Source organism: Streptomyces sp. NPDC048338, assembly GCF_043201055.1.
In the GTDB taxonomy this organism is placed as follows: Bacteria; Actinomycetota; Actinomycetes; order Streptomycetales; family Streptomycetaceae; genus Streptomyces.
Genome location: NZ_JBICYQ010000004.1, coordinates 372528 through 398139, shown reverse-complemented (window position 1 = coordinate 398139; position 25612 = coordinate 372528). Strand labels below are relative to the sequence as shown.

Genomic DNA, 25612 nt, shown 5'->3' with positions numbered 1-25612 from the left:
GGGGGTTGGGGGGTGTCTGGGGGCCCCGGGGGGGGGGGGGTTTGGGGGCGGTGGGGGGGGGGGGGGGGGGGGGGGGGGGGGGCGCCGCCCGGCGACTGCGAACTCATATCAGGGTGATGGTGATCATCTCTTCCGTACGACGACGAAGTCGGCGAGTGCGGTGAGCTGGGCCCTGACCCGCTCGGGCATGTCCACCTCGTGCAGCGCGCCGATGGCGACGGCGTGCTGGCGGCGGGCCTCCTGGGAGGTCCACTCCCGGCCGCCCGCCTCCTCGATGAGCGCCGCCCGGGTGGCGAACTCCTCCTCGGAGAAGGAGTCGAAGTCGTTGCTCTTGGCGTCGGCGGCGAGCAGTTCGCCGAGCCGCTCGGAGGCCGGTCCGCCCGCGGCGAGGGCGGCGACGACCGGCAGGGACTTCTTGCGCTGGCGCAGGTCGCTCCAGGTCTGCTTGCCGGTGGACTCCGGGTCGCCCCAGATGCCGAGCAGGTCGTCGACGGCCTGGAAGGCGAGGCCGAGGTGGTAGCCGTACTCCTCCAGCTTGTCCGCCGTGCGGTCGTCGGCGCCGCCGAGGACCGCGCCGATGGAGACCGCGCAGGCGAGCAGGGCGCCCGTCTTGTTGCCCTCCATCTCCAGGCACTCCTCGACGGTGACCCGCTCGCGGTGCTCGTAGGAGATGTCCTGGGCCTGGCCGTCGATCAGCTTGCGGGTGGCGGTGGTCAGGCGGCGGGTGGCGCGGCCGGCCTCGACGGTGCCGAGTTCGAGGAGCAGTTCGTTGGCCAGCGCGAACAGGGCGTCGCCGACGAGGATCGCCTGGGCGGGGCCGTGCACCTTCCAGACCGTGTCGCGGTGGCGGCGCTGCTCGTCGCCGTCCATCAGGTCGTCGTGCAGCAGCGAGAAGTTGTGGACGAGCTCCACGGCGACGGCGCCGGGGACGCCGACCTCGGGGGCCGCACCGGCCGCCTCGGCGGAGAGCAGCGCGAGCGCCGGGCGGACGGCCTTGCCGCCGTCGCCGTCGGCCGGGTTGCCCTGGGCGTCGATCCAGCCGAAGTGGTAGGCGGCCACGGTGTCCATCGGGGGTGCGAGCCGGTCGACGGCAGCCCGCAGCACAGGGGTGGACAGGGTCCGTCCCCGCTCCAGCAGGGCGGTCACGTCCTCGGTGTCGACGACCGGATTCACCGGGGGCACTGTCGGCACGGTTTCTCCTCTTGTTCCAGTACTCACACTCATACCGCCTCCTGCAGCGGGTGTTCATGGCGGCGGCCGAGGGCGGAGAGCGCGGCGCCCGCGGCGCTGAAACCGCTGCGGACGGCGCCCTCCATGGTCGCGGGCCAGCCGGTGGCGGTCCACGCGCCGGCCAGGTACAGGCCGGGAGCATGGGTGCGGGCGCCGGGACGGAGCCGGCCGACGCCCGGGGTGGGAGCGAACGTGGCCGTACGCTCCCGGGTGACGAAGAAGTCGCGGATGCCGGCGCCGCGGGCGGCGGGCAGCAGGCGCTCCAGTTCCGGGAGGTACCGGGCGCGCAGCTCGGCGACCGGCAGGTCGACGTCGTCCTGGGCGGCGGACTGCGAGACCGCGAGGTACTGGCCGCCGCCCTTGAGCCCGGAGGAGTCCGTGCGGTCGAAGACCCACTGGACCGGGGTGCCGAGCGCGGCGAAGAAGGGCTGCCGGAGCACCTTGCGGTCGTACACGACGTGCACGTTGAGGATGGGCGCCGTGCCGATGTCGAGAAGCCGGTCGGGGTCGTCGAGCGCGCCCTCGGGCAGCAGGTCGCGGGTCTCGCGCTGCGGTACGGCGAGCACGACGGCGTCGGCCTCGATCCGCTCCCCCGGCACCTCGACGGTCCAGCGCCCGGATTCGGCCCGGGTGATCCGCTCGGCCTTGGTGCGCAGGGCGGTGCGCACGCCGAGGGAGTCGAGGGCCTTGCCGGCCAGGGTGTCGTGGAGCTCGCCGAGGGGGACGTGGGCCCATCCGATGTCGGCGGCGCCGGGCTCGGAGAGCAGGCCGGTCCTGAAGACCATGGCGGCCAGGCCCATCGAGGCGTGCGGGGCGGTGGCGTTGAGGGTGGCGACGCCGACCAGGTCCCAGAGAGCCTCGATGGTGCGGGCGGACTGGCCGTGCCGGCCGAGCCAGGTCGCGAAGTCGATGCCGTCGAGGGCGGGGTCGGCGGGGTCGAGCGCCTTCAGCGCGAGGGCGGCGCGGCCGACGCTCGCGCGTTCGGCGAGCGAGAGGTGCGGATACGTGGCGAGGCTGGCGGCCAGGTGGAGCGGTACGGGCAGGCCGCTGCGGCGCAGCCGTCCGAGCCGGGGTCCCCGGGGGTGGGCGACGTCGAGGACGGGGACGTCCAGGCGCCGCTGCAGCGGCGCCAGCGCGGCGCCTTCGACACGGTCGAGGAACCAGCGGTAGGCGGTGCAGCAGCGCAGGTAGACGTGCTGGCCGTTGTCGACGGTCAGTTCGCCGCGGCGGAAGGAGAAGGCGAGCCCGCCCAGCCGGGGGCGGCCTTCGAGCAGGGTGACCCGCACGCCGCTGTCGGCGAGCTGGAGGGCGGCGGTGATGCCGGCGAGTCCGCCGCCGACGACGACGGCGTGCGGCGGGCGGTCGGTGTCGGTCCGTGCGGTCGCGGGGCGGCGTGCGCCGTCGTCGTCGGTCATGCCGCCTCCCCTCGGGCCGTCGCAGTCATGGACGCCGCCGAGCGCTCCGGGGTTGCGTGGTCGCCGTGCGTGTGCGGGCGCATCAGGCACGCCTCCTGACGGTGCGCCGGGAGACGTGACGGGTGTCGAGACCGGACAGGCCGCGGACGGCGACGTACGCCTTCTCGTGGCCGGGCAGCGAGACCCGTCCGCGCAGGACGGCCTCGGGGTCGCGCTCGATCCGGTCGAGCAGCCGCCGGTAGATGCCGGCCATGGCGGCGACGCAGGCGCCGCTGCGCCGGTCGAGCATGGGCAGGAGCCGGTACCCCTCGGCGAACAGGGCCCGTGCGCGGCGGACTTCGAAGTGGACGAGGCCGGCGAAGTCGGCGCCGGCGGGCGGGGTGTCGCCGTGGAAGCCCTCGCCGCAGCCGAACTTGGCGAGATCGTCGGCGGGCAGGTAGGTGCGTCCGTTGCCGGCGTCCTCCCGTACGTCCCGCAGGATGTTGGTGAGCTGGAGCGCGAGGCCCAGGGTGTCGGCGTACTCGGCGGCCCGCTCCACGCCCTGCGCGCCCGGCTGGGTGCCGAAGACGCCGAGCGAGAGCCGGCCGATGGCACCGGCGACGCACCGGCAGTAGACCTTCAGGTCGTCCCAGGTCTCGTAGGTCTCGCCGCGCACGTCCATGAGGACGCCGTCGATCAGCTCGTCGAGTCCGTCGAGCGGGATCGGGAAGCGGCGCGAGGCGTCGGCGAGGGCCACCGCCACGGGGTCCGTGTCGTCCTCGTCGACGTCGCCCTTGCGGATCCGCTCCAGCAGGGCGCGGGTCCCTTCGAGGCGGTCCTGCTTGACCTCGGGCGCGAGGCCGCCGTCGCCGATGTCGTCGACCCGCCGGGAGAACGCGTACAGCGCCGACATGGCCTGCCGCTTCTCGACCGGCAGCAGTCGGATCCCGTAGGCGAAGTTGCGGGCCTGCTGTCCGGTGACGGCCTCGCAGTAGCTGTACGCGGCCTGTACCGGCGCCGACGCCTGCGTCTGTCCCTCCACGGTCCGGCTCACCCCTCTCTCCGCGCCGCGAGCAGGACCGTTCCGGCTCGGCGCATCAGACTCGGTTTGGTGGGCTTGGGAGGACGCGCCAGCACGTCGAACCCGGCGGCGGCGATCGCGTCGAGCGCGGCGTGCCCGCCTGCCGCGAACCCGGCGAGCAGCAGACGCAGCCTGCCGTGGACGCTGCCCACCAGCGGCGTCCCTTCCTCCAGCAGCGCGCGGGCGCGTTCGGCCTCGAAGGCGATCAGGGAACGCACCGACGCGCCGGCGGTGGGCCGGGCGAGGTCGTCCTCGGTGACGTGGAAGCGCTTCAGGTCCTCGGCGGGCAGGTAGATCCGGTCCCGGCCGAGGTCCTCGGCGACGTCCTGGAGGTGCTCGACGATCTGCAGGGCGGTGCAGATCGCGTCGGAGCGACGGATCCGCTCGGGGGTCGCGGTGCCGGTGACGCCCAGGACGATCCGGCCGACGGGGTTCGCGGAGAGCTCGCAGTAGGCGAGGAGGTCGTCATAGGTCTCGTAGCGGCGCACCAGCTGGTCCTGGCGGTTCGCGGCGAGCAGGCCGAGGAACGGTTCGGGGGTCAGGCCGCGGCGGCGCACGGTCGGCTGGAGGGCCCGCAGCAGCGGGTGACGGGGCGTGGAGTCGAAGACGCGGTGCAGGTCGGCCTCGAGGGCGTCCAGCATCACGCCGCGGTCCTCGGCGTCCTCGGGCGCGACGCCGAGCAGGCGGGCGTCGGCTCCGCCGGGTGCGAGGTCGCCGTCGCCGATGTCGTCGACGAGGCGGGCGTAGCCGTAGGCCGCCATGAGATCGTCGCGCCAGGCGCGCGGCAGGAAGAACGGGGCCACGGGGAAGTTCTCGTCCGCGGCCTTGTCGAGCGTGGTGCGCGGGGTGGCGTCGGGGCGCGCCTGCCGGATTCGGGTCACCGCGCGCTGCCCGACGCGGGGACGGCGACACCCTCGTGGAGCTGGAGATTTCGCGTCATGGCCGTCACATCTCCTGTTCTACACTGCCGATCCAATCCATCCTATTTCGGACACGCCACCGGGCCTCCCCGGAGGGATCACCGCCTGACGGCCGGGATGCCTAGGGAGTATCGCCCCACTTGCCACGAATCAGCACCGGTACAGCTTACGTTGTACAACGCCCAGTGCCGCGTCGGGGTGCTGGGCTCATTGCGAAAACGTCACCCGTCGCGCCAACCTTCCCTCAGGGCACGGGAGTTCACGCACCCGCCACCTAGGCGCGGGCGTCCCGCGCGGCGCGGCCGACCCGCGCGCCGGAGACGACCATGGCCAGGGTGCTCTCGACGACGTCCTCCCGGCGCTGCGCGGGAAGCCGCCGCAGCGGCCCTTCGAGCAGGAGGAGTGACAGCCCGTGCACGGCCGAACACGCGGCGGCCTCGGCCGCGGTCCGGCAGGCGGGCAGTACGCGGCGGGCCCGGGCCAGGGCCGCGAGCGCGTCCGTGAGCAGGGTGAACGCGCGGATCTCCGGTTCCGGCCGGGGCGCCCGCCCGCCCGGGTTCCACTCCTCGCCGCAGGCGGGCCGGGGAGTGCAGAACGCCGCCCGGAAGAGGCCGGAGTGGTCCAGGGCGAAACCGACGTAGGCGCGGCCGAGGGCGGCGAGCCGCAGCTCGGCCGCCGTGGCGGGGTCGTCGGCGCCCGGGGCGCCGTCGGCGGCCCGCTCCATGGCCTCGGCGAGCTCCCGCTGGGCGTGGGCCTTGACGGCTCCGAGCAGCTCGCCCTGGCCGTCGAAGTGCCGGTAGGCGGCGGTGGGCGAGACGCAGACGCGACGGGCGGCCTCCCGCAGCACGACCCGTTCGGGGCCGCCTTCGCGGGCGAGGTCGACGGCGGCGCAGATCAGCGCGTTGCGCAGGTCGCCGTGGTGGTAGGACTTTCCCCCCGAGATCGCTGCCATGGGCTCATCCTGCCCGATGTTGACCGCATGAACATTCCGGGCGGGGCCGCGACGCGCCCGGAACCGGACACCCCCCGCCGGCAGGGCCGACGGGGGGTGCTCGACGTCGTACGGGAGCGGCTCCCAGGGGGAGCGGGGCCGGCTACTTCCCGGTCTCGCGCTCGTAGGCCCGCAGGACCTCTTCGGTCGGACCGTCCATCAGCAGCTCGCCCTTCTCCAGCCAGAGCACGCGGTCGCAGGTGTCCCTGATGGACTTGTTGCTGTGACTGACCAGGAAGACCGTGCCGGCCTCCTTGCGGAGCTCGCGGATGCGCTCCTCGGAGCGGATCTGGAAGGCGCGGTCACCGGTCGCGAGCGCCTCGTCGATCATGAGGACGTCGTGGTTCTTGGCGGCGGCGATGGCGAAGCGGAGCCGGGCGCCCATGCCGGAGGAGTACGTCCTCATCGGCAGGCTGATGAAGTCGCCCTTCTCGTTGATGCCGGAGAAGTCGACGATCTGCTGGTAGCGCTTGCGGATCTCCTCCCGGCTCATGCCCATGGCGAGGCCGCCGAGTATCACGTTGCGCTCGCCGGTCAGGTCGTTCATCAGCGCCGCGTTGACGCCGAGGAGCGAGGGCTGGCCGTCGGTGTAGACCTTGCCGTGCTCGGTGGGGAGCAGGCCGGCGATCGCGCGCAGCAGCGTCGACTTGCCCGAACCGTTGGTGCCGATGAGGCCGATGGCCTCGCCGCGGTAGGCGGTGAAGGAGACCCCGCGCACGGCGTGGACCTTGCGGACACCGCGCGAGGCGGTCTGGCCGCCTCCCTTGCCGCGGCCGAGGATCCGGCTCAGTGCGGCCGTGGCGCTGCCCTTGCCGCCACCGCCGCCGTTGACCCGGTAGACGATGTGGACGTCGTCCGCGATGACCGTGGGGATGCGTTCCCCGGTGCCGTTGTCAGCCACGGCCGTACCTCTCTTCGGCCTTCCAGAAGTAGACGAAGCCGGCGAGCCCGACGAGCGCGGCCCAGGCGAGCGCCGCGATCCAGACGTGCGGCGGCAGGTTCGCGGAGTCGTAGCCGTCGATCAGGGCGAACCGGATCAGGTCCATGTAGATGGCCGCCGGGTTGTACATGAGGACGTCGGCGATCCAGGCCGGCTTGTCCGCGAGCATCACCGGGATGGAGAACATCACGCCCGAGCCGTACATCCAGGTGCGCATGATGAACGGCATCAGCTGGGCGAGGTCCGGGGTCTTGCTGCCCAGCCGCGCCATGATCAGGGCGAGTCCCACGTTGAAGACGAACTGCAGCGCCAGCGCGGGCAGCATGAGCAGCCAGCTGAGCGAGGGGTAGCTGCCGAAGGCGACCGCGATCGCGATCAGCACGACCATCGAGAACAGCAGCTGCTGGAGCTGCTGGAGCGCGAAGGAGATCGGCAGCGAGGCCCGGGGGAAGTGCAGCGCCCGGACCAGGCCGATGTTGCCGGCGATCGCCCGGACGCCCGCCATCACCGAGCTCTGGGTGAAGGTGAACACGAAGACGCCGGTGACCAGGAACGGGATGTACACCTCCCGCGACATGCCCCGGTCGGCGTTGAGGATCAGCCCGAAGATCAGGAAGTAGACCAGCGCGTTGAGGAGCGGGGTCACGACCTGCCACAGCTGCCCGAGCTTGGCCTGGCTGTACTGCGCGGTGAGCTTCGCCTGGGAGAAGGCCAGGATGAAGTGGCGCCGCCCCCACAGCTGGCGGATGTACTCCAGGAGCCCCGGGCGGGCACCGCTGACAGCCAGGCCGTACTTCGCGGCCAGCGCGGCCGGGGTCAGGCCGTCGTCAGCGGACGGCGGGGCGCTCGTCGCGACCGCGCCGTCGTGGGTTGTGTCACTCACAAGTCGAAACTTTCGTATTCAAGATGCGCGGCAAGTCGGGGGCACGCCGTCAGACGACGGGCGGGCGTCCCAGTCGGGTCAGCCGCCACACCGTACGCCACTTCATGGGACGGCGCGGTCCGCAGGGAGCGGTCCAGCCCTCCCGGAAGCCGCCGAACCATGCCTTGAGGGCGGGAACGGAGGGCCGCCGTGCCAGCGTGAGGAGCAGCCAGACGCCGAGATAGACCGGCACCAGGGGTGCGGGCAGATTGCGGCGAGCCAGCCACACTCGATTGCGAGCCACGTTGTAGTGGTAGGTCGCGTGCCGGGACGGCGGAGTGGTGGGGTGGAGCAGCACCATGTCGGAACGGTAGTCGATCATCCAGTCGGCGTCGAGGGCCCGCCAGGCGAGATCCGTCTCCTCATGGGCGTAGAAGAACGCGTCCGGCAGCCCGCCGACCTCGGTGAACACCTTGCTGCGGACGGCGTTGGCGCCGCCGAGGAAGGTGGTCACGCGCGAGGAGCGCATCGGGTCGGCGGCGCGCAGCCGCGGCACGTGGCGGCGCTGGGTCAGACCGGTCTCCGGGTCCGCGATCCGGAAGCTGATGATGCCGAGCCGCGGGTCGGCGGTGAACGCCTGGCGGACCAGCTCCCCGGTGTCGGCGTGGGCCAGCAGACCGTCGTCGTCCAGGAAGAGCAGAGCGTCCACGGGGCCGCACGGGCCACCGGGGCCGAAGGCCTCGATGCCGACGTTGCGGCCGCCGGGGATGCCGAGGTTCTCGGGCAGGTCGATGGTGTGGACCCCGTCCGGCACGCCGGTGACGGGAGCGCCGTTGCCGACCACCACGGTCTCGATCGGGTCGCCGTCCTGCTTGGCGACCGAGTCGAGGAGCGCACGCAGGTCGTCGGGCCGGTTGCCCATGGTGATGATGACGGCGCCCAGCTTCATCGGCGTACTCACGCGGGTCCTCACTTCAGCCGGCTCGACGCCAGGATCGACACGAGATGCAGCACGGTCTGGAGCAGCGCGATGCCGGCCAGCACGGCGACTCCGAGCCGCGTGAAGAACAGGTCGCCGCGCATCTGGTCCACGACCGCCAGGACCAGGATCAGCAGGGACGCCTCGACGCCGAGCACCAGGCGGTGGAACTTCAGGGCGGCGGCGGCCCTGCGGGCCAGCGCCATGCCGGACGAGCGCGGCTCGGACGCCGCCTCCTTGACCGGCGGCAGTCCGCCCTGGTGCCGGGCCACGCCGACCAGGTCCGTCTCCGCCTTGATCAGGATGGCCCCGAGCGCGGCCAGGGTGCCGAGGAAGGCCCAGAGCCAGTCGATCCGTCCCGTGCCCCACAGGTCGGAGGCGCGGAGGCCGAAGCCGACCAGGACCGCGGCGTCGCACAGGTAGGCGCCGACCCGGTCCAGGTACACGCCGCCGAGCGAGAACTGCTGCTTCCAGCGGGCGATCTCGCCGTCGACGCAGTCGAGCAGCAGGTAGAGCTGGACCATCAGCACGCCGAGCACGGCGCCCCAGATTCCCGGCACGAGCAGCGCCGGGCAGGCGAGGACGCCGAAGAGGGTCATCAGGTAGGTCAGCTGGTTGGGCGTGACCCGGGTGTTCACCAGGTGGCGGTCGATGCGCAGCGAGATCTCGCGCATGTAGAGGCGGCCGGCCCAGTGCTCACCGCTCCGCCGGTCCTTCACACCGGGAGGGTGAACGACCGGGCGGAGCTCAGCTACCGATGGCTTTTGCATAGTCGGCGTACGCGTCCCTGATCTGGTCGTCGGACAGGTCGAGGTGTTCGAGGATGGTGAAGCGGCCCGGCCGGGTCTGCGGGGCGAAGGACACCGCCCGGACGAATTCGTCCACGCTGAAGCCCATCTCCTCCGGCAGGACCGGGAGCCCGTGCCGGCGCAGCGTCTCGACGATCCGCAGCGAGCCGTCCACGGCACCGCGCAGGTGCATCGCGAAGGCCGCGCCCAGGCCGCACTGCTCGCCGTGGCTGGCCGCCCGCTGGGGGAAGAGCAGGTCGAAGGCGTGGCTGATCTCGTGGCAGGCGCCCGAGGAGGGGCGGGTGTCACCGCTGATCGACATGGCGATGCCGGACATGACCAGGCCCTCGGAGAGGGTGACGAGGAAGTCGTCGTCGCCCACGCCGCCGGGGTGGCGGAGCACGGCCTCGCCGGCGCTGCGTGCCATGGCCGCGGCCAGGCCGTCGACCGGCTCGCCCGTCTCGCGGTGGGAGAGCTCCCAGTCCGCGATGGCGGAGAGGTTGGAGACCGCGTCCCCGATGCCGGAGCGCACGAAGCGCGCCGGGGCGTCCCGGATCACGTCGAGGTCGATCACCAGCGCGATCGGGGTGGGCACTCCGTAGGAGCCGCGCCCGTTGTCGTTGTCCAGGGTGGAGACCGGCGAGCAGATGCCGTCGTGCGACAGGTTCGTGGCGATGGCGACCAGCGGCAGCCCGACCCGGGCCGCCGCGTACTTGGAGACATCGATGATCTTGCCGCCGCCGAGGGCCACCACGGCGTCGTACCGCTTGCCGCGCATGGCGTCGGCGAGCTTCACGGCCGCGTCGATGGTGCCGCCCTCGACCGGGTACCAGTCCGCGCCGGGGAGCTCCGGGGCGAACCGGTCACGCAGCTTCAGGCCGGAGCCGCCGCTGATCGCGACGGCGATCCGGCCGTTGCTGGAGATCCGCTGGTCCGCCAGGAGCGCGGACAGGTCGTCCAGCGCTCCCCGGCGGATGTGGACGACGACCGGCGACGGAATGAGCCGGGTCAGTACTGGCACGCGATGTCACGGCCCTTCGCCAGGTCGTCGTGGTTGTCGATCTCGACCCACTTGACGTCGCCGATGGGCGCCACGTCGACGGTGAAGCCGCGGTTCACCAGCTCCTGGTAGCCGTCCTCGTAGTAGAGGTCGGGGTCGCGCTCGAAGGTGGCCTTCAGGGCGTCGGCGAGCTCCTCGGCGGCCTCGGGCTCGATGAGGGTGACACCGATGTACTCGCCGGTCGCGGTGGCCGGGTCCATCAGCTTGGTGATCTTCTGCACGCCCTTGCCCTCGGCGGTGATGACCTTCATCTCCTCGTCGGCGAGGTTCTTCACCGTGTCGAGGGCGAGGATGATCTTCTGGCCGTCGCCGCGGGCGGCGAGGAGGGTCTTCTCGACGGAGACCGGGTGCACGGTGTCGCCGTTGGCGAGGATGACGCCCTTCTTCAGGACCTCACGGGCGCACCACAGGGAGTAGGCGTTGTTCCACTCCTCGGCCTTGTCGTTGTCGATCAGCGTGATGCTGACGCCGTAGGCGGCCTCCAGGGCCTCCTTGCGGGCGTAGACGGCCTCCTTGCGGTAGCCGACGACGATGGCGACGTCGGTGAGGCCGACCTCGGCGAAGTTCTTCAGAGTCAGGTCGAGGACGGTGGTGTCACCGTCGACAGGCACGAGGGCCTTCGGGAGCGTGTCGGTGTAGGGGCGCAGACGCCGTCCGGCACCGGCTGCCAGAACAAGGCCAATCATGCTGTTTCTCCTTCGTCATGTACGGCAGGTGCTCCGGAGGACACCCAGAAGCGGATGGATTCCACGAGCACCACGAGCGCGACGGCGACCGCGAGGGCGGTGAGCGCCAGGGTGAAGTCGTTGCCACGGCTCGCCAGCAGGGCGGCGAGGACGGTCACCACGAGCGTGCGGCCCTCGTGACCGCCGATGGTGCGCACCAGCCAGGCGGGCGGCGCGCCGGTGCCGCCGCGGATGCGGTACACCGTGTCGTAGTGATGGTAGGCGACGGCCGCGACCAGCCCGAATGCGGCGGGAAGCGCCCCGTCGGCGTCCGCCTTGACGGCGAGGACGAGGACGGTGGTGTACTCCGCGGCCCGGAAGACCGGGGGGACGAGCCAGTCGAGGGCGCCCTTGAGCGGGCGGGCGACGGCCAGGCCGGCGGTCACGACGTAGATCGCCGCGACGGCGATGAGGCGCGCGTCACCGAAGGGCACGAAGACCGCGCCGGCGATCATGACTACGGCGCCCAGCACGGCGACGTAGAGCGGTCCGACGGCCCCGGTCCGGCCGCGCAGCAGCCGGGCCAGGAGCTCGGCGAGCGGGCCGGAGTCGGCGAGGTCGGCGAGCGCGCGGGCGGCCCGGTCGGTCCGCTTCGCCTTGCGGGTCAGGGACCGCAGCACGCGTCCCGCGGTGGTGTAGAGGGCGCCGAAGGCGCAGCCGGCGAGGAGCGCGTAGAACACGATCCGCGGGGTGGTGAGCGCGGTGAGGACCGCGATCATCGCCCAGCGCTCGCCGATCGGCAGGATGATCATCCGGCGGAGCCAGACGGTCCAGCCGACGTCGTCGAGCCGGCTGGAGAGGGCCGCGGTGGGGCTGGTGTTGGCCGTTGCGTCGTGGTTGGCCTCGTTGAACGAGAAGTCGACGACGTGCCGGCAGGTCATCAGGACCATCGAGCCGAGCGCGAGAGCCCAGACGTCGTCCCCGTCCCGGGCGGCGCCGAGGGCGAGCCCCGCGTAGAAGGCGTACTCCTTGGCGCGGTCGAAGGTGGCGTCGAGCCAGGCGCCCATCGTCGAGTACTGCAGGGAGTAGCGGGCCAGCTGCCCGTCGGTGCAGTCCAGGACGAAGGAGACGAGGAGCAGGACGCCCGCGGCGACGTAGCCGGCGCGCTCACCGGTCGCGGCGCAGCCGGCCGCGACGAGCGCGGTGAGCAGCGAGGCGGTGGTCACCTGGTTGGGGGTGAGTCCGCGCCGCGCGCACCAGCGGGCGATGTAGCGAGAGTAGGGGCTGATGCAGAAGGTGGTGAAGAAGCCGTCGTGGGCCTTCACGGCGGAGCGCAGGCGGACGGCCTCGTCGTCGACGGCCGCGACGGCGGCGCGGGCCGCGTGGGCGGCCTCGGCGTCGGCCGGCACGGCGGCGACGAGGGTGCCGAGCTGCGGCCGGTGCACGGCGACGCCGTCGGCGTCGAGGGCGTCGGCCAGGGCGTCGGGCAGGTTCTCGGCCGCCGGTGCGGTGGTGGCGCCGTCGGCGGTGGCGGCATCCGCGCCGCGCACCCCGACGGGGGCGCCGGTCAGGGCGCGGGCCAGCGCGGGGCGGGCCTCGCTCTGCGCGGTGAGGGCGCCGGGCGCGGCGGCGGCGGGGAAGCGGGGGTCGGTGAGGGCCAGCCGCAGCGCGTGGAGGTGCCCGACGAACCGGGGGTCGACGACGGCGACCCGCTCGCCGGCCGGTACGGCGGCGAGCAGCGTGCCCGTCTCGTGGGGACCGGAGGCGACCCTGACGTCGAAGCCGAGCGACCTCAGATCGCCGTCGAGCGACGATCCGGGTACCGGCGGACCGGTGAGGATGGCGGTCGACAGGACGAACTCACTCCTTGGAGCTGACGGGCGGGCCCTCGGGGCCCGGGGGCACGGCCTCGGGCACGGCGATCCGGCCCGGCGCGGGGCGGCGGCACGTCGGCTGAGGCTATCGGATGAACGAAAGCGCGAGTTCACCGAGGCTTTGCGGGGAGGACTCCCCCGGTGCCCCGCGCCTGTGCGCGGGTGCGCCTCTCCGCACGGAGATCATCATGGGCGATCGGCGCCCCGGCTCACAAACCGCGCCCGCGGCGCTCGCGCGCGGACCGGCGCGGGAGCCGCCGGGACGATCTCCGCGAATCTCTGACCTGCGGGCATCACCGCAGGTCAGGGCATATGACAACGGTGTTCAATGCCGTGTTGCGGATACCCCTACCCCGTAGTTCACTTGCCAGTCGGGGCACGGAGACGACACGACCGGGAGGCCTTGTCATGGGGGCTGGACACGACCACGGACATCACCACGGAGGACCGCCGCCGACCGGCACGGCCGCCGCGGCCTACAAGGGGCGGCTGCGCATCGCGCTCGGCATCACGCTCTCCGTGATGGTGGTCGAGATCATCGGCGGCGTGGTGGCCGACTCGCTGGCGCTGATCGCCGACGCGGCCCACATGGCCACCGACGCGGTCGGGCTGGCGCTGGCGCTGCTCGCCATCCACTTCGCCAACCGGCCTCCGTCGGCGAACCGCACCTTCGGTTTCGCCCGGGCCGAGATCCTCGCCGCGCTCGCCAACTGCCTGCTGCTGCTGGTCGTCGGCGGCTACGTGCTGTACGAGGCGATCCAGCGGTTCCTCGAGCCGGTGGAGACCCGGGGCGGTCTCACGATCGCCTTCGCCCTCGTCGGCCTGGTCGCCAACATGATCTCGCTCTCCCTGCTGGTGCGGGGCCAGAAGGACAGCCTCAACGTGCGCGGCGCGTATCTGGAGGTGCTCGCGGACGCGCTCGGCTCGGTGACCGTGCTGGTCTCCGCGGGCATCATCCTGGCCACGGGGTGGTCGTACGCGGACCCGATCGCGTCGATCGTCATCGGCCTGATGATCGTGCCGCGGACGGTGAAGCTGCTGCGCGAGACGCTGGACGTGCTGCTGGAGTCGGCCCCCAAGGGCGTCGACATGGCGGAGGTCCGGGCGCACATCCTGGCGCTCCCGGGAGTGGAGGACGTGCACGACCTGCACGCCTGGACGATCACCTCCGGGATGCCGGTGCTCTCCGCCCACGTGGTGGTGGACCAGGCCGCCCTGGACGCGGTCGGGCACGAGAAGATGCTGCACGACCTGCAGGGATGCCTCGGCTCGCACTTCGACGTGGACCACTGCACCTTCCAGCTGGAGCCGGCCGGGCACGCGGCCCACGAGGCGAAGCTGTGCCTGTGAACGCCCCTTTCCCGCCGCAGGGGCTCTGTTAGTCTCCTCGCACGAACGTGAGGTGGAGAGGAGCTGAGGTTGATGACCGTCGCGATGGAGGCTGCCCAGTGCGGCAGCGCCCGGTCCGGCTTCAGCCTCCGGGTCTCCGGCTGACCTGATCCCGGTTCCCCGAACCGGTCCTCAGCACGTCGGCCGGGGCCCTCTCACACACAAGAGTTCCCACGTTGTCCGACAACGCGCTTCACGACGCCTTCTTCGCCCTGCACCACGGTCTCCCGCGGCAGGGTCCGGGCTCCGACACCACCACCCGCAGCCTGCTCGCGCTCGCCGGCCCGCTCCCCGAGCGTCCGCGCGTGCTCGATCTGGGCTGCGGTCCCGGCCGCTCCGCACTGTTCCTGGCCGCCGAGGCCGGGGCCGAGGTGACGGCCGTCGACCTCCACCAGCCGTTCCTCGACGAACTGACGGAAGCCGCCGCCGCCCGCGGGCTCGGCGACCGCGTCCGCACGCTCCACGCCGACATGGGCGCGCTCTCGTTCCCCGACGGGTCCTTCGACCTGATCTGGGCCGAGAGCTCGGCCTACGCGATCGGCTTCGACACCGCCCTCGCCTCCTGGCGACGGCTGCTCGCGCCCGGCGGCTCGCTCGTGCTCACCGAGTGCGAGTGGACCGTCGAGGAGCCGAGCGCGGAGGCCCGCGCCTTCTGGGAGCAGCACTACCGGCTCCGTACCACCGCGGGGAACACCGCGGCATCGGTGGCGGCCGGGTACCACGTCCTAGGGGTCGTCCCGCAGCCCGAGAGCGACTGGGCGGAGTACTACGGGCCGCTCGCCGAGCGGGCCGACGCCGCCGACCCGGCCGCTCCGGGGATGGCCGAGGCGCTCGCCGCGACCCGCGCGGAGCTCGCCATGCGCCGCGACCACGGGGGCGAGTACGGCTACACCGGCTACGTCCTGCGGCCCGCCGACACCCGGTGGCGCACGCGGCAGGAGACGGCGGCCGACGTGCCCGCCGTACGGGAGATCAACGCGGCCGCCTTCGCGACCGCGGAAGAGGCCGCGCTGGTCGACGCCCTGCGCGCGGACGGCGAGGCCTGGCTGCCGGGTCTGTCGTACGTCGCGGAGGCGCCGGACGGCACGGTCGCGGCCCATGCCCTGATCACCCGGTGCCGGGTCGGCGACACCCCGGCGGCGGCGCTGGCGCCGGTCGCCGTGGCGCCCGCGTACCAGCGCGGGGGTGCCGGTCAGGCCGTCGTCCGGGCGGTGCTCGACGCGGCGCGGCTGCGGGGTGAGCGGCTCGTCCTGGTGCTCGGCCATCCGGAGTACTACCCCCGGTTCGGCTTCGTACGGGCGTCCGAGTACGGGATCAAGCCAGGTTTCGAGGTGCCCGATGCGGCCATGATGGCGCTCGCGCTCGACGCGTCCGGCGCCGTACCCGCGGGGACGATCCACTATCCGGCGGCATTCGGCGTGTGACACCCCTCCCGCTCCCGCCGCACCGGGTGTACTCCGGTGTGGTGGGAGCGGTGGTGTCCGGCCGCCGAAGTACGGACAAGCCGCTTTTGTACGGCAGACTGGAGCCGCCCCACCGGGCCGAGGACCGAAGCGAAGGATGGGTATGCCGACCACACCAGCGACCGCGGCGAAGAGCTCGCCGAACGGAGTCTCGTCGAACGCAGCGTCCGTGGGCGGCGCCCAGGCGTCGATCATGCTGGAACTGGTCGACGAGGACGGCAACACCATCGGCACGGCGGAGAAGCTCGCCGCCCACCAGGCGCCGGGGCAGCTGCACCGGGCCTTCTCCGTCTTCCTCTTCGACGAGTCCGGCCGGCTGCTGCTCCAGCGCCGGGCACTGGGCAAGTACCACTCCCCCGGCGTCTGGTCGAACACCTGCTGCGGACACCCGTACCCGGGTGAGGCGCCGTTCGCGGCCGCCGCCCGTCGCACCTTCGAGGAGCTGGGCGTCTCGCCCTCGCTGCTCGCCGAGGCGGGCACCGTCCGCTACAACCACCCGGACCCGGCGTCGGGCCTGGTGGAGCAGGAGTACAACCACCTCTTCGTCGGGCTGGTGCAGGCCGAGCCGCGCCCGGACCCGGAGGAGATCGGGGAGACCGCCTTCGTGACCGCCGAGGAGCTGGCCGAGCGCCACGCGTCCGCGCCGTTCTCCGCCTGGTTCATGACGGTGCTGGACGCGGCGCGTCCGGCGGTCAAGGAGCTGACGGGTCCGGCCGGGGGCTGGTGAAGCCAGGCGGAACGTTTCCGGGAACGGGTCCCGGTCCGGGCGCCGGTACGGCCCCGTGCACCGGGACCGTACCGGCGAGCGGCAGTATCTCCGCCGCCGGCGCGGAGGCTGCCGGCGGCGCGGCCAGGGGCAGCGCGGCCCAGATGATCTTGCCGCCGCTCGCGGTGTGCTCGACGTCGCACGCCCCGCCCGCCTCCAGCGCGATCTCCCGCACCAGGAGCAGGCCGCGGCCGCCCGTCTGACCCCAGTCCGCCTCCAGCGCCTTGGGGCGGTAGGGATGGTTGTCCTCGACGGACACCCGGATCCACTCCGCACCGATCGCCACCTCCACCGCGACCTCCGGGGAGAGCAGCGCCGCGTGCTTGACGGCGTTGGTGACCAGCTCCGAGATGATCAGGAGCAGGCCCTGCGCGGTGTCCTCGTCGATGGGTACGCTCTGACGGACCAGCAGGTCGCGCACCGCGTGCCGGGCCTGCGGAACGGAGACGTCGACCGCGGGAGCGGTGAAGCGCCAGACACCTTCGTAGGACGGAGGCCGGGCGGGAACGCTTCCGCGGCTCCCCGTCGTCCGACTCCCACCCTCGTGCTCGATTGTCGCCACGAGGTCGAGTCTTGGGAACATAGGGGTCCGGACCGGCGTACTGACCAGAAGTCGACACTTATCGACCATCTTCTGATCGAGTGAGTATGCCAAAGTCAGTTTTTCGACCGCTCCTGATGTTCTTCTGACGTCTTCGGAGGGGTCTCTCCCGCGGGGGTCACCGGGACGACCATATCCACGATCCGCCGGCCCCCGACCCCGATGGCGATCAGGCCCAGTCCGTCGAAGAGCAGCGCCAGCGAGAAGAACACCCCGAGGACGTAGCGGCTGCTGTCGGGCCAGTCGAAGAGGACGAGCAGCCCGAGCAGCAGGCCGAAGGCTCCTTGCAGGAGGGTCCAGCCGAACTGCGGCCCGCGCACCACCACACTGCCCACCAGCCGGAAGACCCCGCCGGTCAGGAAGAGGAGCGCGGCGAACATGGTCAACGCCTCGGCGGTGCCCTCCGGGTGGCGGATGACGACGACACCGGCCGCGATGTTCAGCGCCGCCACGACGACGGCGAGCCAGAAGTAGCCGGTGCCGCGCGACTCGATGGCGTGCAGCAGGCCCACGACACCGCCGATGAGCAGCAGCCAGCCGAACAGCAGCATCGAGGTGAGGGTGGCCAGCCCCGTGTAGACCAGTCCGACGATCCCGCCGATGACGAGCAGGACACCGAGGAAGGTGAGCCAGCCGAAGCTGCGGCTCAGCTTCTTCCCCTCGCGCACGGGATCGTGGTCGGGGCCGTACGGTTCCTGGACCATGCGCTCCTCCTCGTCGCGCCCCCTTCCTGATCGTACGTACGAGGTGCCCGGATAGCATCCGGCGCATGGAGCCGCAGTTGAAGCAGAGCGTCGTCGACGGGGTCGCCACCGTCGTCATCTCGAACCCCGCGAAGCGGAACGCGATGACGGCGGCGATGTGGCGGGCGCTGCCCGGGCTGCTCGCCCCGCTCGCCGCCGACCGCGCCGTCCGCGCCCTGGTCCTGACCGGTGAGGGCGGCACCTTCTGCGCCGGCGCGGACATCTCGACGCTCCGGGAGCCGGGCGACGAGCAGCAGACGCTCGCGGTCCGGGCCGAGGAGGCGCTCGCCGCCTTCCCCAAGCCGACTCTCGCCGCGGTCCGCGGCTACTGCGTGGGCGGCGGAAGCCAGCTCGCCGCGGCCTGCGACCTGCGCTTCGCCGAGGAGGGCGCGCAGTTCGGCGTCACCCCCTCGAAGCTCGGCATCGTCTACCCCGCCTCCTCCACCAGGCGCCTGGCCGCGCTCGTGGGTCCGTCCGCCGCGAAACACCTGCTGTTCTCCGGCGAGCTGATCGACACCGAGCGGGCCCTGCGGACCGGCCTGGTCGACGAGGTCCTGCCGACGGGTGAACTGGACAAGCGGGTGGCCGAGTTCGCCCGCGTCCTGGTCTCGCGCTCGCTGCTGACGCAGGCGGCGGCGAAGGAGTTCGCGAACGGCCGCACGGACCGGGACGCGCACTGGGCGGAGCAGGCACGCGGCAGCGGCGACACCGCCGAGGGGATCGCCGCCTTCCTGGAACGCCGCGCGCCCCGCTTCACCTACGGCGTCTGACGCGTCCGCTCGCCGTGGGGCGCTTTCACCGGTCGCCGAACCAGCTCGCCCGGGTGGCCTCCAGACCGGCAGCGGACTCCCAGTCCTCCAGGGGCTGGGAGAACTCCCACTGGTAGCCGTACGGATCGAGACACTCGAACACGCGGTCGCCCCACGCCTCGTCCCTCGGCTCCGAGGTGATCTCGCACCCGGCCGACCGGCAGTACGCATGGGCCGCCGCGAGATCGTCCACACCCAGGCCGATGGCGACGCCGAGCCCGCGCGGCCCGGCCTGGGTCCGCCGCTCCCGCTCACTGTCGGGGAAGGGCATGCCCACCAGGGCGTCGACGATCAACTGCACGTCCCCCCGGCCGAGGATCGTCATCACCGGTACTCCGTCGGGGCCCGGCACACTGCCGACCTCCTCGAACCCGAGTCCCCCGTAGAACCGTGCGGCGGCGACCACGTCCTCGACCCGCAGACCCACCCGAAAAGCTGCTGCTACCACGTCATTCCCCTCACTCTCATTCGAGTACGACGTACGCAAACTCAATTGGGTACGGTACACGCGAACAAGGAGGTCGTCCATGACCGATGCCTCGACCGGCGCGGCTGACGCTGTCCGCACGTTGGAGCTGCTCTGGGACACGCGGGAGCGTTCCGGCCTCGGCCGCAGGCCCGGCCTGAGCCTCGACCGGGTCGTGGCGGCCGCCGTCGAGGTCGCCGACGCCGAGGGCCTGGACAGCCTGTCGATGCGTCGGGTGGCCGACCGGCTGGGCGTGGGCACGATGACGCTGTACCGGTACGTGCCCGGCAAGGCGGTGCTGTTCGACGTCATGGTCGACCGGGTCAGCGCCGAGGCCCGCTACGACGGCGACGACGAGCACGTCGGCCGGGACGACTGGCGACCCCGGCTGGAACGGGTCGCCCGCGTCAACCGCGCCCTGTTCGAGCGGCACCCCTGGCTGATGACGCCACTCCCCGGGCGGCCTCCCCTCGGGCCCGGCGTCATCGCCAAGTACGACGCCGAACTCCGCGCCGTCGAGGGGATCGGGCTGACCGACGTCGAGATGGACTCCGCGCTCACCCTCGTCCTCGGTTACGTCCGCGACGCGACCGCGAACCTCGTCGAGGGGAGGAAGGCGTCCGAACGGGCCGGGCAGAGCGACGACGAGTGGTGGACCACGGTCGCGCCCCGCCTGGACCAGCTGCTCGACCGCGAGCGCTGGGCCGTCGCCGTGCGCGTCGGCACCGCGGCCACCGCACACTACCGGGGCGTGCAGGACGCCGAGCACGCCTTCGAGTTCGGGCTCCAGCGCGTCCTCGACGGCATCGCGTCGTTCGTGCGGAGCAGATAGCCGCGTGCCGCCACCCCCACCCCGAAGGGCGGGGGGGGCCGGCGCGGGCCCTCAGGGCCCCCCTCGGTGCCGGGTCAGTCCGCCTGGACGAGGACCTTCTCGGCCTGGCCGCGCCAGAAGGCGACGATCTCGGCCGGGGCCTTGTCGGGCGAGCCGGCGTCGTACGGCGGCTGCGGGTCGTACTCGGTGAGCAGCTGGACGGTCTGCGCCGTCGCGTCGTCGGCGATCCGGCCGAGCAGGTGCAGGGCCATGTCGATGCCGGAGGAGACGCCGGCGGCGGTGACGTACTTGCCGTCGAAGACGACCCGCTCGCCGGTGGGCTCGGCGCCGAGGGGCACGAGCTCGTCGAGCGCGAGCCAGTGCGCGGTCGCCCGGCGTCCGGTCAGCAGACCCGCGCCGCCCAGGATCAGCGAGCCGGTGCAGACCGAGGTGGTCCAGGTGCTGGTGGCGTCGGCGGTACGGAGCCAGGCGAGGATCTCCGGGTCGTGCATCGCCTCGCGCGAGCCCGGCCCGCCGGGCACCAGCACGATGTCCGGCCGGGGGACGTCGGCGAGGGCCCGGTCGGCGTGCAGGGCGAGCGTCCCCTGGTCGTTGCGGACCGGACCGGCCTCCTTGGCGACGAAGACGGTCTCGGACCCGGGGAGCCGGGCGAGGAGTTCGTAGGGGCCGACGGCGTCGAGGGACGTGAACCTGTCGTAGAGCAGGACGGCGATCTGCATGGTGCTGCCTTTCGGGCTCGGGACTTCGGGACTCGGGATCTCGGGTCTCGGGAGGCCGGGACTCGGGACCTCAGGTCCCGGGACTTCGGGATGCAGGGCGGTGCGGTCAGCGGGCGGCGCCCACGGGCGCGTGGAACCTGCGGCGGTACTCCGCCGGTGTGCTCTCCAGGGTCTTGACGAAGGCGCGGCGCATCGCCTCGGGTGTGCCGTAACCGGCCGCCCGGGCGACCTCCTGCACGCCGTCGGCGGTCTCCTCCAGGAGTCTGCGCGCGTGCTCGATCCGGACCCGGTCGACGTATCTGCCGGGCGTCGTGCCCGTCTCGGCCTGGAAGGCGCGGGCGAAATGGCGCGGCGAGAGCCTGGCCCGGGCGGCCAGCGCCTCGACGGAGAGGTCGGCATCGGGATGCTCGGTGATCCACTGCTGCAGGTCGCGCAGGGGTTCGCGGCGGGCGGTCTGGGCGGCGAGCTGGGCGCTGAACTGCGCCTGGTTGCCCGGACGGCGCAGGAAGACGACCAGATGGCGGGCGACGGTGAGCGCGGTGTCCCGCCCGAGGTCCTCCTCCACCAGGGCCAGCGCGAGGTCGATGCCCGCGGTGACGCCCGCCGAGGTGGCCAGCCGGCCGTCCCGGACGAAGATGGGGTCCGGGTCCACCTCGACCTCGGGGTAGCAGCGCGCGAGGTGGTCGCAGGCCACCCAGTGGGTGGTCGCCCGGTGGCCGTCGAGCAGCCCGGCCTCGGCGAGCAGCAGCGCACCCGTGCACACCGAGACGAGCCGCTCGGCACGCGGGGCGTTCTCCCGCAGCCAGTCGACGAGGCGCGGGTCGGGCCGCCGTGTTCCCTCGCCGCCGGGGACGAGGAGGGTGTGCGGCGGGCCCCCGGCGACGGCCTCGGCGAGCGTGCCGTCCGGGAGGAGCCGCAGGCCGCTCTGGGTGCGGACGGGGCCGCCGTCGAGCGAGGCGGTGCGGATCGGATAGGTGCCCCCACCGGCGCGGCCGGCGCCGGCGAACACCTCCACCGGTCCGGTGACATCCAGGCTCTGCACGTCGTCGAAGAGGACGACGAGCACGGGTCGCTTCGTCATGGGTTCCATCCTTCGCGCGGCGGGAGAAGGCCGCAATGACGAAGAACCCACCTTTCCTGCCATGCGGCGGCCGGCTCCCGCCCCGCGGGGGCGACGCGGCCGGACCGGGCGGGGAGGCCGCTCGCGGACCCCGGGGGTTCCGGTCATACCAACCAGTCGGTAACGTGCGGCCATGACCACTCTGCCGCCCCGCGCGGGACGCCGCTGCCACCACGTCATCAACCCGCTGCACTCGACGGTGTACTTCTCGCCGGACCTCGACACCGAGTTCAAGGCGCTCGGCTTCGAGGACGTGTCGGCCATGCGGCTCGCCTCGCGCAGCGCCGCGCTGGGCGCCGTCGGCGCCGGCACCGTCGCCGCGACCTTCTACAACTACAACGTCGAGCTCCTGGCACGGCACCTGCCGGCCGTCTGGGACATCGCCTCGCCGGAGGAGGTGATCGCGGCCCGGCTGCGGGCCGTCGACAGCACGCTGCGCCGGCTGCTGGGCGAGGAGGCGATCGCCTCGGCCGAGATGGCCGAGGCGGCCGAGCTCGCCCTGCGCGCCACCGAGGCGTGCACGCGGCACGGCCGGCCGCTCTACTCCGCCCACGCCGACCTGGCCGTGCCCGAGGAGCCCCACCTGAGGTACTGGCACGCCGCCACGCTGCTGCGCGAGCACCGCGGGGACGGCCACCTGGTGGCGCTGCTGAGCGCCGGGCTCGACCCGCTGGAGGCGCTGGTCAGCCACACCGCCACGGGCATGGGCATGAGCCCCCGCTGGGTCCTGGGCAGCCGCGGCTGGCGGCGCGCCGACTGGGACGGGGCGGTCGCCCGGCTGCGGGAGCGCGGTCACCTCGACGCGGACGGCGGGCTGACGGCCGAGGGCTCCGCGCTGCGGGACGCGGTGGAGGAGCACACCGACCGCCTGGACGCGGCGCCGTACGAGCACCTGGGCGCGGCGGGCGTCGAGCGCCTGACGGCCCTCGGCAAGGAGTTCCGCAACGCGGCCTTCCTCGCCGGGGCCTTCCCGGCCGACCTGAACGGTTAGGGCGTGTTGCGAAAGTAGCGCCGCCCGCCCGAAGGGCGGGCCCCGCGGCGTCTGGTGCGTGCGCTCGCAAGGCGGAGGGTCGCCCTCGTACGGGGCGATCCCGACAGCGCGGCGTGGGGCCCCTCCCGTGCCCGAAGGGCTACGGGGGAGTGCGTGCCAGGCGTCGCGAGGTGGGGGCACCTCCCGGGCGAAGCCCAGGAGGAGGGACTTTCGCCACACGCCCTGGGGGCCTTCTCGTCGGTCGGCCCGGAAGCCCGGCACGATCGGCGTGGCACCCGCGCGCGGGGGCGCCCGGGCGGGCCGCCCGCCCGCGGTCCCGGGCGGCCGCCGCGCGGGGTGGGGTGTGTGCGGCATTCCGGCGGCGGACCCGGCAGAATGCAGACGCAAGCTTTGAGGCACGAGAAGGCGAGTCGGGACACTGTGACGACGTCCATCGAAAGCAGGATCGCCGAGGAGCTCGGCGTACGCGAGCGACAGGTGAGGGCGGCCGTCGAGCTGCTCGACGGCGGCTCGACCGTGCCGTTCATCGCGCGCTACCGCAAGGAAGCGACCGAGATGCTCGACGACGCGCAGCTGCGCACGCTCGAGGAGCGGCTGCGCTACCTGCGGGAGCTGGAGGACCGGCGGACCGCCATCCTCGACTCCGTGCGGGAGCAGGGCAAGCTGACGGCCGAGGTGGAGGCCCGCCTCCGGGCCGCCGACACCAAGGCGCGGCTGGAGGACATCTACCTGCCCTTCAAGCCGAAGCGCCGCACCAAGGCGCAGATCGCCCGGGAGGCCGGCCTGGAGCCGCTGGCGGAGGGTCTGCTCGCCGATCCGTCGGTGGAGCCGGCCGCCGCGGCGGCGGCCTTCGTCGACGCCGACAAGGGCGTGGCCGACCCGCAGGCGGCCCTGGACGGCGCGCGCGCCATCCTCACCGAGCGGTTCTCGGAGGACGCCGACCTGATCGGCGAGCTGCGCGAGCGGATGTGGGGCCGGGGCCGGCTGGCGGCCAAGGTGCGGGAGGGCAAGGAGGAGGCGGGAGCGAAGTTCGCCGACTACTTCGACTTCGCCGAGCCGTTCACGGCGCTGCCCTCGCACCGGATCCTGGCGATGCTGCGGGGCGAGAAGGAGGACGTGCTCAGCCTGGAGCTGGAGCCCGAGGAGCCCTCCGAGGTGCCCGGACCCTCCTCGTACGAGGGAATGGTCGCGCGCCGCTTCGACGTGGCCGACCGCGGGCGGGCGGGCGACAAGTGGCTGCTCGACACGGTTCGCTGGGCCTGGCGGACCCGGATCCTGGTCCACCTCGGCATCGACCTGCGGCTGCGTCTGCGCACGGCGGCCGAGGACGAGGCGGTACGGGTCTTCGCGGCCAACCTGCGGGACCTGCTGCTCGCGGCCCCGGCCGGGACGCGGTCCACCCTGGGACTCGACCCCGGCTTCCGTACGGGCGTGAAGGTCGCGGTCGTGGACGCCACCGGCAAGGTCGTGGCCACCGACGTCATCCACCCGCACGTCCCGGCCAACCGCTGGGACGAGGCGCTGGCCGGGCTGGCGCGGCTGGCGAAGGAGCACGCGGTCGAGCTGGTCGCCATCGGCAACGGCACGGCCTCCCGCGAGACCGACAAGCTGGCCGGTGAACTCATCGCCAAGCACCCGGAGTTGAACCTCACCAAGGTGATGGTGTCGGAGGCGGGCGCGTCGGTGTACTCGGCGTCCGCGTTCGCCTCGCAGGAACTGCCGGACATGGACGTGTCGTTGCGCGGTGCGGTCTCGATCGCGCGACGGCTGCAGGACCCGCTGGCCGAGCTGGTGAAGATCGACCCGAAGTCGATCGGTGTCGGGCAGTACCAGCACGACCTGTCCGAGGTGAAGCTCTCCCGCTCGCTGGACGCGGTGGTCGAGGACTGCGTGAACGGCGTCGGCGTCGACGTCAACACGGCGTCCGCGCCGCTGCTTTCGCGGGTCTCGGGCATCAGCGCCGGCCTCGCCGAGAACATCGTGGCGCACCGGGACGCCAACGGCCCGTTCCACTCCCGCCGAGCGCTCAAGGACGTCGCACGGCTCGGCCCGAAGGCGTACGAGCAGTGCGCGGGCTTCCTGCGGATCCGGGGCGGCGAGGACCCGCTGGACGCCTCGTCGGTCCACCCGGAGGCGTACCCGGTGGTGCGCCGCATGGTGAAGTCGACGGGCGGGGAGGTCGCCGCGCTGATCGGCAACACCGGTGTGCTGCGGTCGCTGCGGGCGGACGATTTCGTCGACGAGACGTTCGGTCTGCCGACGGTCACGGACATCCTGCGCGAGCTGGAGAAGCCGGGCCGCGACCCGCGGCCGGCGTTCCGGACGGCCACCTTCAAGGACGGCGTCGAGAAGATCGGCCACCTCGCCTCGGGGATGGTCCTGGAGGGCGTCGTGACGAACGTGGCGGCGTTCGGGGCCTTCGTGGACATCGGCGTCCACCAGGACGGCCTGGTGCACGTCTCGGCGATGTCGAAGACGTTCGTGAAGGATCCGCGCGACGTGGTCAAGCCCGGTGACGTGGTGAAGGTCAAGGTCCTGGACGTCGACATCCCGCGGAAGCGGATCTCGCTGACGCTGCGGCTGGAGGACGAGGCCGCGGCGGACACGGACGCGGGTACGCCGAAGCGCGACCGCGGCGAGCGGGGCGGCCGTCCGCCGCAGCAGCGCCGCGGTGCCGGTGGCGGTGGCGGTGGCGGTGGCGGTGGCCGTCAGGGTGGCCAGAGCGGTCAGGGCGGTCAGGGCCGTCAGGGTGGCCGCGCGAGCCAGGCACCGGCGCCGGCGAACAGCGCGATGGCGGACGCCTTGCGTAAGGCGGGTCTGCTGAACGACGGCGGTGGCAAGCGACGCGGTCGCTGACGCCGGGACGGACACGGAGCGGGCCCGGCCGGAAGGCCGGGCCCGCTCCGTGTCCCCTCGACGCGGGGTGGCG

General features: G+C 72.9%; 23 protein-coding genes and 1 pseudogene. 7 read left to right on the top strand and 17 right to left on the bottom strand.

Annotation, left to right across the window (positions count from 1 at the left end; translation table 11 throughout):
• Nucleotides 1–123: 123 nt before the first annotated feature.
• From ACGFZF_RS12120 to ACGFZF_RS12065, 12 genes are all read right to left on the bottom strand, one after another.
• The gene (locus ACGFZF_RS12120; protein WP_356600347.1) at nt 124–1224 is read right to left on the bottom strand and encodes a polyprenyl synthetase family protein; all 1101 of its coding nucleotides are present in this window, start codon (nt 1222–1224) and stop codon (nt 124–126) included.
• Complete coding sequence (gene hpnE / locus ACGFZF_RS12115; protein ID WP_393553560.1) at nt 1221–2645, bottom strand: hydroxysqualene dehydroxylase HpnE; 1425 nt, start codon at nt 2643–2645, stop codon at nt 1221–1223. The genes ACGFZF_RS12120 and hpnE overlap by 4 nt, the downstream gene beginning before the upstream one ends.
• An 82-nt stretch (nt 2646–2727) precedes the next feature.
• A complete protein-coding gene (gene hpnD / locus ACGFZF_RS12110) occupies nt 2728–3678 on the bottom strand; it encodes a presqualene diphosphate synthase HpnD (RefSeq protein ID WP_393553558.1) in 951 nt (316 codons plus the stop codon).
• Nucleotides 3675–4586 carry a squalene synthase HpnC gene (gene hpnC, locus ACGFZF_RS12105; RefSeq protein ID WP_393553556.1) on the bottom strand — a complete coding sequence of 304 codons (912 nt, stop codon included), beginning with the start codon at nt 4584–4586 and terminating at the stop codon, nt 3675–3677. Before hpnC ends, hpnD begins: the two co-directional genes overlap by 4 nt.
• Before the next feature lie 313 nt (nt 4587–4899).
• On the bottom strand, nt 4900–5577 hold the full coding sequence (locus ACGFZF_RS12100) for a TetR/AcrR family transcriptional regulator (RefSeq protein ID WP_393553554.1): 678 nt from the start codon (nt 5575–5577) through the stop codon (nt 4900–4902).
• 142 nt (nt 5578–5719) lie between these two features.
• Nucleotides 5720–6517 carry an ABC transporter ATP-binding protein gene (locus ACGFZF_RS12095; protein WP_356600357.1) on the bottom strand — a complete coding sequence of 266 codons (798 nt, stop codon included), beginning with the start codon at nt 6515–6517 and terminating at the stop codon, nt 5720–5722.
• Nucleotides 6510–7439 (bottom strand): ABC transporter permease, encoded by a 930-nt coding sequence (locus ACGFZF_RS12090; protein WP_356600359.1) that lies wholly within the window; start codon nt 7437–7439, stop codon nt 6510–6512. Before ACGFZF_RS12090 ends, ACGFZF_RS12095 begins: the two co-directional genes overlap by 8 nt.
• A gap of 49 nt (nt 7440–7488) precedes the next feature.
• Complete coding sequence (locus tag ACGFZF_RS12085; RefSeq protein ID WP_384866588.1) at nt 7489–8367, bottom strand: glycosyltransferase family 2 protein; 879 nt, start codon at nt 8365–8367, stop codon at nt 7489–7491.
• Nucleotides 8368–8387: 20 nt separating this feature from the next.
• Nucleotides 8388–9167: a CDP-alcohol phosphatidyltransferase family protein gene (locus tag ACGFZF_RS12080; RefSeq protein ID WP_393553551.1), complete on the bottom strand. Its 780-nt coding sequence runs from the start codon at nt 9165–9167 to the stop codon at nt 8388–8390.
• Nucleotides 9145–10206 (bottom strand): iron-containing alcohol dehydrogenase family protein, encoded by a 1062-nt coding sequence (locus ACGFZF_RS12075; protein WP_393553549.1) that lies wholly within the window; start codon nt 10204–10206, stop codon nt 9145–9147. The genes ACGFZF_RS12080 and ACGFZF_RS12075 overlap by 23 nt, the downstream gene beginning before the upstream one ends.
• On the bottom strand, nt 10194–10931 hold the full coding sequence (locus tag ACGFZF_RS12070; RefSeq protein ID WP_147976525.1) for a sugar phosphate nucleotidyltransferase: 738 nt from the start codon (nt 10929–10931) through the stop codon (nt 10194–10196). Before ACGFZF_RS12070 ends, ACGFZF_RS12075 begins: the two co-directional genes overlap by 13 nt.
• Nucleotides 10928–12763 carry a DUF5941 domain-containing protein gene (locus ACGFZF_RS12065; RefSeq protein WP_393553746.1) on the bottom strand — a complete coding sequence of 612 codons (1836 nt, stop codon included), beginning with the start codon at nt 12761–12763 and terminating at the stop codon, nt 10928–10930. The genes ACGFZF_RS12070 and ACGFZF_RS12065 overlap by 4 nt, the downstream gene beginning before the upstream one ends.
• A gap of 429 nt (nt 12764–13192) precedes the next feature.
• Between ACGFZF_RS12065 and ACGFZF_RS12060 the strand changes: the two genes are divergently transcribed.
• The 3 genes from ACGFZF_RS12060 to idi all read left to right on the top strand — a co-directional run bounded on the left by ACGFZF_RS12060 (nt 13193) and on the right by idi (nt 16363).
• Nucleotides 13193–14134: a cation diffusion facilitator family transporter gene (locus ACGFZF_RS12060; protein ID WP_393553546.1), complete on the top strand. Its 942-nt coding sequence runs from the start codon at nt 13193–13195 to the stop codon at nt 14132–14134.
• A gap of 215 nt (nt 14135–14349) precedes the next feature.
• Nucleotides 14350–15597 carry a GNAT family N-acetyltransferase gene (locus tag ACGFZF_RS12055; RefSeq protein ID WP_393553544.1) on the top strand — a complete coding sequence of 416 codons (1248 nt, stop codon included), beginning with the start codon at nt 14350–14352 and terminating at the stop codon, nt 15595–15597.
• Between the two features lie 142 nt (nt 15598–15739).
• On the top strand, nt 15740–16363 hold the full coding sequence (idi, locus tag ACGFZF_RS12050) for an isopentenyl-diphosphate Delta-isomerase (RefSeq protein WP_393553542.1): 624 nt from the start codon (nt 15740–15742) through the stop codon (nt 16361–16363).
• A 115-nt stretch (nt 16364–16478) separates the two neighbouring features.
• Here idi and ACGFZF_RS12045 read toward each other — a convergent pair.
• Together ACGFZF_RS12045 and ACGFZF_RS12040 are read right to left on the bottom strand one after the other, a co-directional pair.
• A pseudogene (locus tag ACGFZF_RS12045) lies at nt 16479–16985 on the bottom strand (ATP-binding protein); the annotation flags it as partial.
• A gap of 74 nt (nt 16986–17059) precedes the next feature.
• Nucleotides 17060–17707, bottom strand: coding sequence for an HdeD family acid-resistance protein (locus tag ACGFZF_RS12040; protein WP_393553540.1), 648 nt, complete (start codon nt 17705–17707; stop codon nt 17060–17062).
• Between the two features lie 65 nt (nt 17708–17772).
• On the opposite strand from ACGFZF_RS12040, the gene ACGFZF_RS12035 reads away from it, so the two are divergent.
• On the top strand, nt 17773–18516 hold the full coding sequence (locus tag ACGFZF_RS12035; RefSeq protein ID WP_393553538.1) for an enoyl-CoA hydratase/isomerase family protein: 744 nt from the start codon (nt 17773–17775) through the stop codon (nt 18514–18516).
• Nucleotides 18517–18541: 25 nt separating this feature from the next.
• On the opposite strand, the gene ACGFZF_RS12030 is transcribed toward ACGFZF_RS12035, so the two are convergent.
• Complete coding sequence (locus ACGFZF_RS12030; RefSeq protein ID WP_393553536.1) at nt 18542–19003, bottom strand: VOC family protein; 462 nt, start codon at nt 19001–19003, stop codon at nt 18542–18544.
• Nucleotides 19004–19082: 79 nt separating this feature from the next.
• Between ACGFZF_RS12030 and ACGFZF_RS12025 the strand changes: the two genes are divergently transcribed.
• Nucleotides 19083–19853, top strand: coding sequence for a TetR/AcrR family transcriptional regulator (locus ACGFZF_RS12025; RefSeq protein ID WP_393553534.1), 771 nt, complete (start codon nt 19083–19085; stop codon nt 19851–19853).
• 74 nt (nt 19854–19927) lie between these two features.
• Here ACGFZF_RS12025 and ACGFZF_RS12020 read toward each other — a convergent pair whose 3' ends face one another.
• Together ACGFZF_RS12020 and ACGFZF_RS12015 are read right to left on the bottom strand one after the other, a co-directional pair.
• Nucleotides 19928–20572, bottom strand: a complete 645-nt coding sequence (locus ACGFZF_RS12020) for a DJ-1/PfpI family protein (protein WP_393553532.1) — start codon at nt 20570–20572, stop codon at nt 19928–19930.
• Between the two features lie 106 nt (nt 20573–20678).
• Nucleotides 20679–21653 carry a GlxA family transcriptional regulator gene (locus ACGFZF_RS12015; protein WP_393553529.1) on the bottom strand — a complete coding sequence of 325 codons (975 nt, stop codon included), beginning with the start codon at nt 21651–21653 and terminating at the stop codon, nt 20679–20681.
• Between the two features lie 172 nt (nt 21654–21825).
• Between ACGFZF_RS12015 and ACGFZF_RS12010 the strand changes: the two genes are divergently transcribed.
• Together ACGFZF_RS12010 and ACGFZF_RS12005 are read left to right on the top strand one after the other, a co-directional pair.
• Nucleotides 21826–22683, top strand: coding sequence for a hypothetical protein (locus ACGFZF_RS12010; RefSeq protein ID WP_393553527.1), 858 nt, complete (start codon nt 21826–21828; stop codon nt 22681–22683).
• Between the two features lie 420 nt (nt 22684–23103).
• Nucleotides 23104–25539, top strand: a complete 2436-nt coding sequence (locus ACGFZF_RS12005) for a Tex family protein (RefSeq protein WP_393553525.1) — start codon at nt 23104–23106, stop codon at nt 25537–25539.
• The last annotated feature ends 73 nt before the right edge of the window (nt 25540–25612 follow it).

What these genes read in the sequence shown, in the direction of transcription:
- ACGFZF_RS12085 (WP_384866588.1), bottom strand. Translation starts at nt 8,367, where the DNA reads ATGAAGCTGGGCGCCGTCATCATCACCATGGGCAACCGGCCCGACGAC.
- ACGFZF_RS12120 (WP_356600347.1), bottom strand. Translation starts at nt 1,224, where the DNA reads ATGAGTGTGAGTACTGGAACAAGAGGAGAAACCGTGCCGACAGTGCCC.
- ACGFZF_RS12040 (WP_393553540.1), bottom strand. Translation starts at nt 17,707, where the DNA reads ATGGTCCAGGAACCGTACGGCCCCGACCACGATCCCGTGCGCGAGGGG.
- ACGFZF_RS12025 (WP_393553534.1), top strand. Translation starts at nt 19,083, where the DNA reads ATGACCGATGCCTCGACCGGCGCGGCTGACGCTGTCCGCACGTTGGAG.
- ACGFZF_RS12020 (WP_393553532.1), bottom strand. Translation starts at nt 20,572, where the DNA reads ATGCAGATCGCCGTCCTGCTCTACGACAGGTTCACGTCCCTCGACGCC.
- ACGFZF_RS12035 (WP_393553538.1), top strand. Translation starts at nt 17,773, where the DNA reads ATGGAGCCGCAGTTGAAGCAGAGCGTCGTCGACGGGGTCGCCACCGTC.
- ACGFZF_RS12015 (WP_393553529.1), bottom strand. Translation starts at nt 21,653, where the DNA reads ATGACGAAGCGACCCGTGCTCGTCGTCCTCTTCGACGACGTGCAGAGC.
- ACGFZF_RS12070 (WP_147976525.1), bottom strand. Translation starts at nt 10,931, where the DNA reads ATGATTGGCCTTGTTCTGGCAGCCGGTGCCGGACGGCGTCTGCGCCCC.
- ACGFZF_RS12010 (WP_393553527.1), top strand. Translation starts at nt 21,826, where the DNA reads ATGACCACTCTGCCGCCCCGCGCGGGACGCCGCTGCCACCACGTCATC.
- ACGFZF_RS12080 (WP_393553551.1), bottom strand. Translation starts at nt 9,167, where the DNA reads ATGCAAAAGCCATCGGTAGCTGAGCTCCGCCCGGTCGTTCACCCTCCC.
- idi (WP_393553542.1), top strand. Translation starts at nt 15,740, where the DNA reads ATGCCGACCACACCAGCGACCGCGGCGAAGAGCTCGCCGAACGGAGTC.
- ACGFZF_RS12060 (WP_393553546.1), top strand. Translation starts at nt 13,193, where the DNA reads ATGGGGGCTGGACACGACCACGGACATCACCACGGAGGACCGCCGCCG.
- ACGFZF_RS12100 (WP_393553554.1), bottom strand. Translation starts at nt 5,577, where the DNA reads ATGGCAGCGATCTCGGGGGGAAAGTCCTACCACCACGGCGACCTGCGC.
- hpnE (WP_393553560.1), bottom strand. Translation starts at nt 2,645, where the DNA reads ATGACCGACGACGACGGCGCACGCCGCCCCGCGACCGCACGGACCGAC.